General features: G+C 66.4%; 13 protein-coding genes and 5 tRNA genes. 5 read left to right on the plus strand and 13 right to left on the minus strand.

Annotated features, from left to right (window positions below; translation table 11 throughout):
- The 3 genes from BN4332_RS02460 to BN4332_RS02470 form a co-directional block, all read right to left on the minus strand.
- Positions 1 to 417: PPE family protein (locus tag BN4332_RS02460; protein WP_160110794.1), on the minus strand; the 417-nt coding region annotated here is incomplete at its 3' end.
- 223 nt (positions 418 to 640) lie between these two features.
- Positions 641 to 1294, minus strand: coding sequence for a biliverdin-producing heme oxygenase (locus tag BN4332_RS02465; RefSeq protein ID WP_066897027.1), 654 nt, complete (start codon positions 1292 to 1294; stop codon positions 641 to 643).
- A gap of 92 nt (positions 1295 to 1386) precedes the next feature.
- Positions 1387 to 1953 carry a TetR/AcrR family transcriptional regulator gene (locus BN4332_RS02470; protein ID WP_066897028.1) on the minus strand — a complete coding sequence of 189 codons (567 nt, stop codon included), beginning with the start codon at positions 1951 to 1953 and terminating at the stop codon, positions 1387 to 1389.
- A gap of 120 nt (positions 1954 to 2073) precedes the next feature.
- Between BN4332_RS02470 and BN4332_RS02475 the strand changes: the two genes are divergently transcribed.
- The gene (locus BN4332_RS02475) at positions 2074 to 3747 is read left to right on the plus strand and encodes an alpha/beta hydrolase (protein ID WP_235654226.1); all 1674 of its coding nucleotides are present in this window, start codon (positions 2074 to 2076) and stop codon (positions 3745 to 3747) included.
- Here BN4332_RS02475 and BN4332_RS02480 read toward each other — a convergent pair.
- Positions 3739 to 3811 (minus strand) — tRNA-Gly (locus BN4332_RS02480). The two genes, BN4332_RS02475 and BN4332_RS02480, sit on opposite strands and share 9 nt — an antisense overlap.
- Before the next feature lie 216 nt (positions 3812 to 4027).
- Between BN4332_RS02480 and BN4332_RS02485 the strand changes: the two genes are divergently transcribed.
- Positions 4028 to 4963: a serine/threonine-protein kinase gene (locus tag BN4332_RS02485; RefSeq protein WP_066897029.1), complete on the plus strand. Its 936-nt coding sequence runs from the start codon at positions 4028 to 4030 to the stop codon at positions 4961 to 4963.
- Positions 4964 to 5035: 72 nt separating this feature from the next.
- Here BN4332_RS02485 and BN4332_RS02490 read toward each other — a convergent pair whose 3' ends face one another.
- The 4 genes from BN4332_RS02490 to BN4332_RS02505 form a co-directional block, all read right to left on the minus strand.
- The gene (locus BN4332_RS02490; RefSeq protein ID WP_066897030.1) at positions 5036 to 5251 is read right to left on the minus strand and encodes a hypothetical protein; all 216 of its coding nucleotides are present in this window, start codon (positions 5249 to 5251) and stop codon (positions 5036 to 5038) included.
- 127 nt (positions 5252 to 5378) lie between these two features.
- On the minus strand, positions 5379 to 5837 hold the full coding sequence (locus BN4332_RS02495) for a hypothetical protein (RefSeq protein ID WP_160110795.1): 459 nt from the start codon (positions 5835 to 5837) through the stop codon (positions 5379 to 5381).
- Between the two features lie 28 nt (positions 5838 to 5865).
- Complete coding sequence (locus BN4332_RS33620) at positions 5866 to 7260, minus strand: hypothetical protein (protein ID WP_200820247.1); 1395 nt, start codon at positions 7258 to 7260, stop codon at positions 5866 to 5868.
- Positions 7257 to 7532: a hypothetical protein gene (locus BN4332_RS02505; protein WP_066897032.1), complete on the minus strand. Its 276-nt coding sequence runs from the start codon at positions 7530 to 7532 to the stop codon at positions 7257 to 7259. Before BN4332_RS02505 ends, BN4332_RS33620 begins: the two co-directional genes overlap by 4 nt.
- 228 nt (positions 7533 to 7760) lie before the next feature.
- Here BN4332_RS02505 and BN4332_RS33625 point away from each other — a divergent pair, with 228 nt between their 5' ends.
- A complete protein-coding gene (locus tag BN4332_RS33625) occupies positions 7761 to 8534 on the plus strand; it encodes a TIR domain-containing protein (RefSeq protein WP_066897033.1) in 774 nt (257 codons plus the stop codon).
- A gap of 309 nt (positions 8535 to 8843) precedes the next feature.
- Here BN4332_RS33625 and BN4332_RS02515 read toward each other — a convergent pair.
- The 4 genes from BN4332_RS02515 to BN4332_RS02530 all read right to left on the minus strand — a co-directional run bounded on the left by BN4332_RS02515 (position 8844) and on the right by BN4332_RS02530 (position 9758).
- Positions 8844 to 8918: transfer RNA gene (locus BN4332_RS02515), tRNA-Val, on the minus strand.
- A gap of 17 nt (positions 8919 to 8935) precedes the next feature.
- Positions 8936 to 9009 (minus strand) — tRNA-Cys (locus tag BN4332_RS02520).
- A 30-nt stretch (positions 9010 to 9039) separates the two neighbouring features.
- Positions 9040 to 9112: transfer RNA gene (locus BN4332_RS02525), tRNA-Gly, on the minus strand.
- A 109-nt stretch (positions 9113 to 9221) separates the two neighbouring features.
- On the minus strand, positions 9222 to 9758 hold the full coding sequence (locus tag BN4332_RS02530) for a hypothetical protein (RefSeq protein WP_235654002.1): 537 nt from the start codon (positions 9756 to 9758) through the stop codon (positions 9222 to 9224).
- An 85-nt stretch (positions 9759 to 9843) separates the two neighbouring features.
- Here BN4332_RS02530 and BN4332_RS02535 point away from each other — a divergent pair.
- Both BN4332_RS02535 and BN4332_RS02540 read left to right on the plus strand, forming a co-directional pair.
- Positions 9844 to 9918, plus strand: a tRNA-Val gene (locus tag BN4332_RS02535).
- Between the two features lie 104 nt (positions 9919 to 10022).
- A complete protein-coding gene (locus BN4332_RS02540; protein ID WP_074132950.1) occupies positions 10023 to 12413 on the plus strand; it encodes a Tex family protein in 2391 nt (796 codons plus the stop codon).
- A gap of 4 nt (positions 12414 to 12417) precedes the next feature.
- Here BN4332_RS02540 and BN4332_RS02545 read toward each other — a convergent pair.
- Positions 12418 to 12801: TVP38/TMEM64 family protein (locus BN4332_RS02545; RefSeq protein ID WP_200820248.1), on the minus strand; the 384-nt coding region annotated here is incomplete at its 5' end.

A 12801-nucleotide genomic window follows, 5' to 3' on the forward strand; every position in this document is an offset into this window, starting at 1 on the left:
GTTCACCGCGATCGGGATGGTGTTGATCCCGAAGAAGTTGGTGGCGACCAGCACGCCAAGGGTGGCGCGGTTGGCGGCGAGTTCGGCCAACGTCGGCATGGCTGCCAGCGCGGCGGTGTAGGACGCGGCAGCCGTCTCCAACTGGGCGGCCACCCCGGCACTGCTGGCGCTGGTCTGGCTCAGCCAGGCCAGGTAGGGAACGTGCGCCGCGGTGTAGCGATCGGCGCTCGGGCCCTCCCAGGCTCCGGCCTGCACGGTACCCATCAGAGTGGTCAATTCGGCTGCCGCCGAAGAGTATTCGGTGCTGAGCGAGGCCCAGGCGCCGGCCGCGGCCAGCAGCGGTCCGGCGCCGGGCCCGCTGCTGAGCAGGGCCGAGTGGATCTCGGGGGGCACGGCCATCCACACCGGGGCGGTCATCGGGGATCACCCCAGCGCGGCGTGGTGACATCGTTTGCTGTTGTGAAGGTGGGGGTGCAGATGGTCATCGCGTTTTCCGGGATGCAGGCGTGCAGGTGGCCCGGGGTCTCCTCTCGATTTCTTTGCTCCCCCAGCGACTAACTATGGTTAGCATAAGCTAACTTCCGCCGATTTGGGGTATGAACTTCCTATGTTTTGGCGCGATCGTCAATTCAGGTCTGGGTCAGCGGCGGTACGCGGGCAGGTTCGCGGTGAGTTCGTCGAACAACGCCTGGTTCAGTGCGAAAGCCACCTTCACCTCGTCCACCACGCGGGCGATCTCATCGTGGTCGAGATCGAGGGCGTCGAGCCGGGCGCGGTAGCCGTCCTTGTAAGGCTTTGCGCGCATGGGGAATTCGTAGAACGACAGGCCGGCGCCGGCCAAGCCGAAGGCTCGGTCGAGGATCCGGCCGATGGCCTGGCCGCCGGAGAGGTCGCCGAGGTACCGGGTGTAGTGATGGGCCACCAGCGCTCCGCCCCAGCCTGCTTCGGCGATCCGGGCGCAGTACGCGCGGGCGGCGGGGGAGTCGACCTCGCGGGCCGATCCGCGTGCCCAGTGGTCGAGGTCGGCGTCGATGGTGGCCGACCGCTCCAGCATCGGGTCGTAGAAGGCGGCGACCACGGGGTCGTCGCGCCGGGCCCGGACGGTGTCCTCGAGCGTGCGGTAGACGGCGCGCAGCCGCAGCAGATAGTCGACGTAGCCCTGCTCGTTGACCCGGCCGCTCAGCAGTTCCGACATGAACGACGAGTGCTCGGCGGCGTCGTGCTCGCCTCGCGAGTCCTCGCGCATGGCGACGGACAGCGATCGGACGGCCTCGGGGACAACGGCGCTCGGCATACTCTGGCTCCAGACGGTTTTAACGACAGGTTGTCAACATCATGCCGACAAACTGTCAGAAAACCTAGCACCGGGTCGTGCGGTGTGGGGGCTTACCTTTCGGCCGACAGTGCACGCAGGACGAATCGTTCGATGGCCGTGACCGCCAGATGGCGCGGCGCCAGGCACGCGTGGATCAATGACATGGTGGCGGCCTCGTCGTCGACGACGAACTTCCCGTCGGCTACGCCCTGGGCCAGGATCTCGCGCAACACGTCCTCGACGGCGACCACGTGGTCGCGGATGGCCAGCATCGTCTCGTTCGACAACGCGCCGTAGAGCTGCATGCCCATGCCCATGTGAAATTCCTGCCCGGCTTCGAGCTGGTGCCGGATGTAGACCTTGAGCCGCCCAACGGGATCGTCGACCTCGGACAGGGCGGCCCGCAGTCCGTCGAGGTAGCGGCTCGTCTCATGGGACGCGAAGGCGATCACCACCGACTCTTTGTCGGGGAAGTGGTGATAGATCGCGGTCCGGCCGATGCCGGCCTCGGCGGCGAGCTTGGCCATCGTGATCGCGTCGAAGCTGTGCTCGGTCATCAGGGCGGCGAAGGCTTCGAAGATGCGCTGCTGGATCTGCTCGCGGTGTTCTTCGACCGATGAGGCGCTGATCCTGGGCACGCTCGAGTCTAACGCCCGCCCTGCCAGCGGTTTCTGTTAGTGCAGGCTTACTTCCGGGGGCGGTTTCGTACCGTCCACTACAGTCTCGATACCCCAACTGAAGAACGGTGGTATCTCGTGCTGCATGCCTTGCGGGCCCTGCCCGTCCCGGCCCGCGTGGCGTCCGCGGCAGGCACGCTGCATCCGGTCGGACTGGCGGTCGCGCTGCTGTTCTTCGCATGGTCGATGAGTCCCTCGCTGCTGCCGCGGGCCTGGTACCTGCAGGGCGTCGCGACCGGTATCAGCGTGGCCATCGGCTACGGGATGGGATGTGCGGCGGCGTGGGTGGTGCGCCGCTGCGGGATCCGCGCACAGTGGTCACCGCGCACCCGCAGGATCGGCTGGTGGATGCTGGCCGTCGCCGCAGCGGTGGTGGTGCCGACATTCTTGGTGCTCGGGTCCTGGTGGCAGCAGATCCTGCGTGACCTGATCGGGATGCCGCGCACCGAGCGGTCCTTCTACCTGCTGGTATTACTCATCGCTCTGGTGATCGCGGTGGCGCTCGTGGCGGCAGGCCGTGGATTGCGCTGGGCGACAAACCGTTTGACGGTCCTTGGTGGACGGGTGGTGCCGGGTCCGGTCGCCCGTCTCACCGCGGTGGTGGTCGTGGTGGCGCTGGTGGTGACCGCACTCGACGGTGCGCTACACCGTGGGTTGCTGGGTATGGCCGAACGATCGGCCAAGGTGGCCGACAAGAGTACCGCCGAGGGAGTGAGGCAACCGAGTGCGCCGGAGCGCTCCGGTTCGCCGGCGTCGGCGCAGGCATGGGACACCCTCGGCCGGGAGGGTCGCACGTTTGTGGCGGGCGGGCCGAACGCCGAGCAGATCGCGAAGGTGACCGGCTCCCCGGCGCGGACTCCGATCCGGGTCTACGCGGGCCGCACTTCCGCCGACAGCGTCGCGGGCATCGCCGAGCAGGTGGTCGCCGAACTGCATCGCACCCGCGCCTTCGACCGCAAGGTGCTGGCGGTGGTGACGACGACGGGGAGGGGCTGGGTGAACCCGAACGTCGCGGCCGCGCTCGAATACGTCAACGCCGGGGACACCGCGATTGCGTCGATGCAGTATTCGTTTTTGCCCAGCGCCCTGTCGTTCATCGCCGATCGGGAGACGCCGCGGCTGGCCGGTCAGGCATTGTTCGAAGCGGTGCACCGGGTTTGGGCGGGGCTACCGGAAGCCACGCGGCCGAAACTCGTGGTGTTCGGCGAGAGCCTGGGTTCGTTCGGTGGCCAATCCGCGTTCGCGTCCGGAGCCGACATCGTCGGGCGCACCGATGGTGCCCTGCTGGTCGGCACCCCCAACTTCGCCCAGCCCTGGGCCGGGATCACGGTCGGCCGGGATCCCGGTTCGCTGGAGCGCCTGCCCGTCGTCGACGAGGGTCGCCACATCCGCTTCGCGTCCCGGACCTCGGATGTGGAACTGCCCGGCCCGTGGGAGTTTCCGCGGGTGGTGTTCTGGCAGCACGCCAGCGACCCGATCACTTGGTGGTCGTTCGACCTGCTGCTGCATCGCCCGGACTGGCTGCGGGAACCGCTGGGTCCCGATGTGGACCCGGGGATGCGGTGGCTGCCGTTCGTCACGTTCTGGCAGGTGACACTGGACATGATCTTCTCCGCCGACGTGCCCTACGGCTATGGACACGCTTTCGGGCCGGACGCCGCCGATCTGTGGGTCGACATTCTGGCCCCGCGGGGTTGGGATCCGGCGCTGACCCAGCGAATTCAGGAGGCGATCGCCTCATCGTCGAGCGGATGACGGGATTCGAACCCGCGACCCTCACCTTGGCAAGGTGATGCGCTACCAACTGCGCTACATCCGCGCGCCACGAGCGAGATCGTCGCCCGTCGCGGAGCAGAACAGTAGCCCACCGATGTACGCAGGCACAAATCCCTCGCTCTGACTTGCTTTGTGGGGCAACGTAAACGGTGCCCACCAGCGGATTGGTGCGGTCTGACGTGGCGGTTTGGGCGCAGGGCGCGTCCGGTGACCCGGATGCCGGTGGCGGTCGTCACAGCACAGTTCGTAGGATTCCTGGATGCCGCTCAACGTCGGTGAGACGTTCGCCGTGTTCCGGATCGTTCGACTGCTGGGTTCGGGCGGGGCGGGGGAGGTGTACCTGGCTCAGCATCCCCGGCGTCCTGGCCACGACGTGCTGCGGGTGCTGCCCGAGGCGTGGTCCGCCGAGACCGGGTATCGGGAGCGGCTCGGCCGCGAGGCGGATTTGGCCGCCACGTTGTGGCATTCCTCCATAGCCAGGGTCCATGACCACGGGGAACACGAGGGACGGCTCTGGGTAGCGACGGACTTCGTCGACGGCACCGACCTCGCTGGTCTGCTCGAGCAGCGATATCCCAATGGCCTGCCCCGCGAACAGGTTTTCAGCATCATCATCGCGGTCGCCGGAGCGCTCGACTACGCACACAAGCACGGTGTGCTGCATCGCGACGTCAGGCCCGCCAACATCATCCTCACCGACGTCGAGGGTGAGGCCCAGCCGCGCGCCGTGCTGACCGACTTCGGTATCGCTCGCGATCACCGGGATCGGTCCGGCTATGCCGCACCTGAACAACTGGTGGGCGAGGACGTGGACGCGCGTGCCGACCAGTACGCGCTGGCCTGCACGGCCTACCACCTGCTGACCGGTGGGCAACTGTTCGCACACGCCAATCCCGCCGTCATGGTCAGCCGCCACGTCAACTCCAAGCCGCCGGCGTTGGCCGACACCCGGCCCGATTTGGCCGGCCTCGACCGGGTGCTGGCCACCGCCCTCGCCAAGAACCCGGCGGACCNGCGCCCGTTGCCGAGGTACTGCCGCCACCGCCCATCGGCCCGGTCGTGCCGAACCCCGCTCCGCCCGCCGGAATCCTGCCGCTGCCCGTCCCACCCGCGCCACCACTGGTGCCGGCGGGCAATTAGCGGGGTCCGGCCTTGCGGAGATGACGTCAAAGTGATTTGCCGGCAGGCGAATTGAGGTCCAGATCCCGCGCGTGCCGTCGGCGCGGCCGACCGACGGGCCCAGCTCGGCCCGTCCGGATCCGCAGGGTCAGCCGGTGAACACGCTGACGCTGGTGTCGCCCGGTAGCGTCGCCTCCACATCGGCACCGCCGTCAACGGGTTGCAGGATGACCGCGACCTTGCCGAGATCGAGCGGATTGCTCTCGCGAACCCTGAACGCGCCCTCCAGTGGGCTGTCCGGGCCGGCGAAAACGATGCGAGATCCGACTACCGCGTCCGCGATGGAGATCGCATTTGCTGCCATCACTCCACGTTAGGCCTCTTGTGTCGGGACCGCGAGAGGCCTGTGTGGATGCGAAAAGGGCAACCTCAGTGCAGTCATCGTCGATAGGGGTGTGCGGATCTGCCGTTGAAATCGGCTCGTTCTTCGGTCAGCGCGCTGGCACGTGGTAAAGCACGACATGCGTGACGCCCTCGGTGCGGGGGACGAGTACGAGAACCTTGCGGCCTCGCTCGTACTGGCTACAGAATCCGTACTCGTCGCGGTTAATGGTGACGTCGGCGTATTGCAGAATCTGCCCTTCGTATGACTCGTTTATCAGCGGGGGGCGATCGTTGGGGAATACCTGTTTGAAGCCAGCGCAGGTCTGCTGAATCACCTGCTCGCGGGGTGCATTGAAACTCACCAGAGCTTTGGCCCGGAAGCGTTCCGGCGGCGGTTTCACAACCTGTACATCTCGCGCGTTAGTGGGCAGCGCGACGTTGAAGTAGCCCATGACTTCTTGGGCTTCTTGCAGCGAAGACTGCGGCGCGACCACCGTCGTGGTCGAAGGCGCGTTGGTCGGAACATCATGTCCTCCTGTGCATCCTGCCGCCGCGATGCAAGCCATCAGCAGCGAGCATGCGAGTGCGTGGCGCCTAGCCTGCACGGTGAATCCCAGTACTGCCGACCATAGTGAACTCCTGTGCGTAGCCGATCAGGTGAAGCCGAGCCATCTGAGAGTCAGTGATGGGAGTACCCATGATCTGGGTCTGCTTCCCAATATCCCAGTTGTAGCGGTCCCGCATGTTCACGTCGGTGTCCATTGAGTACGTCCACTGTCCACCGGGTTCTGTTGGCGGATAGACCGTTACCTGTCCAGACAGGTTGTAGTCAAAGTTACCGGAGGCCAGAAACCAATCATGTTCGGCGCCAACGCTGTTTTCGCGAGCGGCCATTCCGGCCCACTCGGTGTTGACCGGGAACGTCAACGGGCCGGTAGCTCCGGCGGTCTGCGCACGGTTGATGGCATCTGCCCCGAGGCGTTGGGCGGTCTCGTCGACACCGCGTTGGAAGCCGGGGATGTCGTTCATCATCTGGTTGACATCTTGTTCCAGCGGTTCGCCGCTGACGCCTAGGTAGTGGCGCAGGTTCCGTGCTGCGTTGGGCACCTCGTCTTCCTTCAACCCAATTCCGGCTTGAATGGTGGTCTTGGAGAGTGCGTCTCCAGGGTTGCGCGGCTCCCATGATCCGAATGGCCCGGCACCAGGGTCGACCGGGGTCCATTTCGGTGGCTCAGGTTTCGACGGCAGCTGTGTACCGGGCACCGGGTCACCGAGGCCGTTGGGGTAGTACGGGTCGCCGCCGGGTGTTGACCCGTCAATCGGAGTACCCGGGGGCGGCCACGGCTGATCGGGAATGGGGTTTCGCGGCTCGGCCGCACGGTCCACAGCCTCGTCTTTGGGTGACTGCCGTTCTTCGTTGTTGACGAACTGGACCGTACCCTCACGGCCACGTTCGCCGTCAAAGGTGATCCCGTCCAGTTCAGCGGCCTTGGAAGTGAGCCGTTCACCGATCAGAGCGTCGGCGGCCAGGAGTTGGTTGGCGTTCCACTGGATGTTCTCGGCATGCTCGGCGAGGGCGCGGTTGCGGTCAAGGATCGTGGTGATGTCGTATCGGCGGGCATCTGTGACTCTCAAATCCTCACTGACCCGGAACCCGTCCGCTTCAGCTTCGGTAATCGCAGTGATCACTGCGCGTTGAGCGGCTCGTAAGTCCGCGACGCTGCTGTCTGCGAGGTCGGCAGCGGCCCGCACAATTTCACCGTGGCGGCCGACCACTGACGAGTCTGCGTTGACCCGGCTCAGGGCGGCGTCCTTGGCGGTGCCTTCCCATTCGGTTCCGCTGACGTTCTGGAGATGCTGAGCGAATAACTCCTCAAACTCTGCGGCCGACGCCCGCCACCGTGTGGCTGAGTCTTCCAGGTGAGTGATGTCCCAGTGCTCGATTTGGGACCGCGTCATCCCTGCGTCGGCGTTTGCTGCTGGGCTCATACCGTCCTCATGACCGAGGCTGCCCCGTCATCGTCAGCATGGCGGTATACCGCACTGCCAATCTTCAAGTACTGCGCATGGTGGCTGACTCGCGCGGCTTGCCGGTCGCGCGCCGACGCTAGTGCTGCGTCGATGGCCGAGACGCCCGCGTGGCTGGGCTGGCTGCCCGTGTTCGTGCGGGCCTCGGTTGCTTCCAGCGAGTCGGCGATATCCGCACTGCTCTGGGCCGCTGCGTTCAAGCCTTGATCGTCAACTGAAAGACGGTCTGTCATCCGTGATCCCCCTCCGGAATGATCGGAGACTATCACCCGCGAGTTAGCTGAGCGTTCGGCGCTCGCCCGCTAATCAAGCAGGCCATCGATCACCACAGGTGCCTAACCGGGCATTCCGTTTGAGGTTCTTGCCGCCGCTGACGTTTCTCGCCTGCGACTGCTTGCCTGCCGAGCGCACAAACGCGGTTTGCCTGACGGACCCTGCTCAATCTGAGATGGTCTTTGCTTGTGAAACTGACGACTGCGAAGAAGCTCCATCTCTTGGATGAGCAGATTGGGAACGCCAAGGGCGGTAGCCCGGAGAATTTCGATGCTTGGAAGGCCCGGACAGAGGTGGTGCTTCGGCACGCGGTGGGCGATACCGACTCGCTGGTAGCAGACTTCCGAAAGATCAAATACACGTTGGGGTTTGCCACCGACAGAACTCCACAGTCGTCTTATGATGCTGCCCGCAGGAGGGGGGTCCTGAAGGGGGTAGCGCTACTTGAGGCCGCGAAGACCAAGGTGGAGATTGAGGATGAGTTCCCGGCCGATTCTAATTCCGAGCCCTCGGTGACTCGCGACCAGATATTCATCGTCCACGGTCGCAATGACGGGCTCAAGGAGACGGTCGCTCGGTTTGTACATGATCTGACCGGCTCTAGGCCTGTGATCCTGCATGAGCAGACGAGTGGCGGGGCGACGATCATCGAGAAGCTTGAAGACGCCGCTCAGAAGGCGGCTTACGCCATCGTGGTGGCAACGGCGGATGATCTTGGTCGCCTGGCATCGGATGCTGACGACCGGCAGAGGGCACGACAAAATGTGGTTCTTGAATTGGGCTACTTCTTCGGCATCTTGGGGCGGCAAAACGTCATGCTCCTCTTCGAGCCGGGTGTTGAGCGTCCGTCTGATACCGATGGCATCGTTCATATCCGCCTCGAAGGTCGTGAATGGCGGATAGACGTTGCGAACGAGCTTGAGGCAGCTGGGTTTGAGGTCGACCGGGGAGCGCTTCGATGACAACGCCGCTCGGTGCGCGCTGCGGTCGGCCCATGGATGTTAGGTCGGAACCCCGAGCGCGAGGTGTACCCGGTGATTTTTCTAGCGGTGTCCGAATGAGGACTGCGCGGACAGTCGTATCGGTTGGCAGTCGCTCGTCCCGCCACACCCTAGCCACGGGAAACCAAGCGGGTGACGAGTTTGTTGGAGTGCTGTTCTGCGTCAAATGACTGGCGCACCTCCGCGGTGAACACCCGCCAGCCCTATTGCGCGTTTATTGCGCAGATACGACGAAGGCCCGGTAAAACCGGGCCTCATCTGCACTAATGTTGGTGCGCGATACTGGGATTGAACCAGTGACCTCTTCCGTGTCAGGGAAGCGCTCTCCCGCTGAGCTAATCGCGCGGGTTGAAACTCGTACTTGGAGGTGGAGACGGGAATCGAACCCGTGTGCACGGCTTTGCAGGCCGTTGCCTCACCACTCGGCCACTCCACCGCTGGGGTTGATGCCACAATCGCACCTTCGAGCGGATGACGGGATTCGAACCCGCGACCCTCACCTTGGCAAGGTGATGCGCTACCAACTGCGCTACATCCGCGCGCCACGAGCGAGATCGTCGCCCGTCGCGATGCAGAACATTAGTCCACGGACGTGCGCAGACACAAATCCCCATTACGGGAGGGCAAAGGGCGGCCAAAAACGGTGTTTCAGAACAGGTGATAGGCCTCCGGTGATAGCGCGAATCCGTGGCGGGACTTCGTGTCGCGACAGGTGACGCCGGTGCCGGTGCTCTCACAGCGCAGGGTCCCGGCGGTGATCGAGTCATGCTCCGCCAGTTGGGTGTCCGCGCTCGGCGTGCTGTCGCCGGCGCAGACGAAGGCGGCGGGCCGCCCGGGGCGCAGCGTGATGCCCCGGCCGTAATCGAGCTCACAGCTGGCCGGCCGCAGCGGCGGGGCCCAGCTACGTTCGGTGATGTCGCAGCGGGCCGTGGTGGCGTCGAGCAGGCAGCGCACGTTGCCCGACGGGGACGTGAAGCCGGTCGGCTCGTCGACCTGCCGGTTCATCAGCCCGGACACGCTGCGGATGTTCGCCGTTACGGCCGATCCCGGATCTGTCACGGGTGTCGGCGCGCTGTGGCAGCCGGTAAACAGGGCGCTAGCAGCAAAAACCGCGCCGCCGACGGCCGTCGGGCGGACCCGCAGGTGAACCATGACGGGTGACCATACGCGCGCATCGACGTGCATATTCGGCAAACGGAACAAGTCGATCGGGTGGGCACCGATTCGGGTCTGGGCGCTGATGCGTGCTAGTGTTCGACGTCGTTCCCACGGTCTCGTAGCTCAGTGGGAGAGCGTCCGCCTCACACGCGGAAGGTCGCTGGTTCGAACCCAGCCGGGACCACCATCACCTCAGCGGCTTCGGAGAAATCCGGGGCCGTTTTTTCGTGTGCGGACACACAGTTCACCGTGACCCGGTGTTGTCCGTCCGATTCGGTAGGGTCCTCCGACGTGACTCAGAGCGTGACCGTCGGAACCATCAGATCCGTTACCGCCCGTCTGGCCGAGGAACTCGCCGTGGGCGAGGGGCAGGTCGCCGCCGCGGTGGCCCTGCTGGACGAGGGCGCGACGGTCCCGTTCATCGCCCGGTACCGCAAGGAGGTCACCGGCAGCCTCGACGACAGCCAGCTGCGCACCCTGGAAGAACGCCTGGGTTACCTGCGTGAACTCGACCAGCGCCGCGAGGCCGTGCTGGCCTCGATCCAGGAGCAGGGCAAGCTCACCGACGAACTTCGCGCCGCGCTGATGTCGGCCGACACCAAGGCCCGGGTGGAGGACATCTACCTGCCCTACAAGCCCAAGCGGCGCACCAAGGCCCAGATCGCCAAGGAGGCGGGTCTGGAGCCGCTGGCGGATCGGCTGCTGGCCGATCCGACGCTGGTGCCCGACGAGGTGGCCGCGGAGTTCCTCAACGACGCCGTCGCCGATGCGCCCGCCGCGCTGGAAGGCGCGCGCCACATCATCATCGAGCGGGCCGCCGAGGACGCCGAGTTGGTCGGCGCGACCCGGGAGAAGTTCTGGGCCGACGGCTCGCTGCGCACCGGACCGTTCTCCGAAGAAGCGGCGAAAAGCCCTGCCGCGCAGAAGTTCCGGGACTACTTCGAGTTCTCCGAGCCGCTGGAGAACATGCCGTCGCACCGGGTGCTGGCCGTGCTGCGCGGCGAGAAGGAGCAGGCGCTGTCGCTCAACTTCGACGGCGGCGAGGACGAGCAGTACCAGGCGATGATCGCCCAGGCACTCGGGATCGACATGACCGCCAAGGCCCCGGCCACGCCGTGGCTGGCCACCACCGTGCGGTTGGCCTGGCGCGCCAAGCTGATGATCTCGGCCGCGGTCGACGCGCGTATCCGGCTGCGGCAGCGCGCCGAGGACGAGGCCGTGGCGGTGTTCGCCCGCAACCTCAAGGACCTGCTGCTGGCGGCACCGGCCGGGACCCGCGCCACCCTGGGCCTGGACCCGGGGTTCCGCACCGGGGTCAAGGTCGCCGTCGTCGACGCCACCGGCAAGGTCGTCGACACCTGCGCGATCTTCCCGCACCAGCCGCAGAAGCAGTGGGACCAGGCCAAGGCCACCCTGGCTGCGCTGATCGCCCGGCACGACGTCGAGCTAATCGCGGTCGGCAACGGCACCGCCTCGCGCGAGACCGACGCGCTGGCCGCCGAGCTGATCGCTGACATCCGCTCTGCCGGGGCCAAGGCGCCCGCCAAGGCCATGGTCAGTGAGGCCGGCGCGTCGGTGTACTCGGCTTCCGAGTACGCGGCCCGGGAGATGCCCAACCTCGATGTGACACTGCGCGGTGCGGTTTCGATCGCCCGCCGGCTGCAGGATCCGCTGGCCGAGCTGGTGAAGATCGACCCGAAGTCGATCGGTGTCGGGCAGTACCAGCACGACGTGACGCCGGGCTCGCTGGCCCGCAGTCTCGACGCGGTGGTCGAGGACGCGGTGAACGCGGTGGGCGTTGATCTCAACACCGCCTCGGTGCCGTTGCTCGCCCGGGTCTCGGGGGTCACCGAATCGCTGGCCGAGGCCATCGTGGCGCACCGCGAGAGCGTGGGCGCCTTCCGCAGCCGCAAGGCACTGCTCGACGTTCCGCGCTTGGGCCCCAAGGCCTTCGAGCAGTGCGCGGGCTTCCTGCGGATCCGTGACGGGGAGGACCCGCTGGACGCCTCCGGCGTGCACCCCGAGGCGTATCCGGTGGTGCGACGCATCCTGGACCGTTCCAACGTGACGCTGGGCGAGCTGATCGGCGACGAGCGCACCCTGCGCGGGCTCAAGCCCGCCGACTTCGCCGATGACCGGTTCGGTATCCCGACCGTCACCGACATCCTGGCCGAACTCGAGAAGCCGGGGCGTGACCCACGGCCGGCGTTCTCAACGGCCACCTTCGCCGTCGGCGTCGAGAAGGTCGCCGACCTCAAGGTGGGCATGGTGCTGGAGGGCGTGGTGACCAACGTCGCGGCCTTCGGCGCGTTCGTCGACGTGGGTGTGCACCAGGACGGCCTGGTGCACGTCTCGGCGATGGCCGACCGGTTCATCTCCGACCCGCACGAGGTGGTGAAGTCCGGGCAGGTGGTCAAGGTCAAGGTCGTCGACGTCGACGTGGAACGGCAGCGGATCGGGCTGTCCCTGCGGCTGAACGACACGCCGCAGCAGGGCAAGCGGCCCGACCGCAATGACCGCGGCGGCCAGGGTGGCCAGGGCCGTCGGGACGGCGGCGGCGCTCAGGGCCGCGGCGGGGATCGGCGAAACCAGAACCGCGGCAAGAACTCCGGGCGTCGGGAGTCGAATCAGCCGATGGGTTCGATGGCCGAGGCGTTGCGCAACGCGGGTTTCGGCCGCTAGCCGGTTAGGTCTGCTCCGGGGCCGGATCGGCCCCGGAGTCATGGTGGTTGCGCCACGAGCGGTAGCCGCGGTGCGCGGCAAACGCCCCGATGACGGCCGTCACGCACCAGACCCCGATCGCCGTGTAGGCCAGCGGGGCTGACAGGTCACCGATCGAGGCGCCCAGAGCGGTGTAGACGAAGGCGCGGGGCACCGATCCGATGAACGCCCCGACCGCCATCTGCCACAACGGCACCCCGAACGCACCGAAGGCATACGACGCCAGCGCGTCGGACACGCCGGGCACGAAACGCTGACCGACCACCGCCCACAGGCCGCCCCGCTCGATCTGGCTGTCCAACCGGTCGGCGCGGCGGGCCCCGAGCAGAGCGCGGGCGCTGTCCCGGCC

Source organism: Mycolicibacterium houstonense, assembly GCF_900078665.2.
GTDB lineage: Bacteria > Actinomycetota > Actinomycetes > Mycobacteriales > Mycobacteriaceae > Mycobacterium > Mycobacterium houstonense.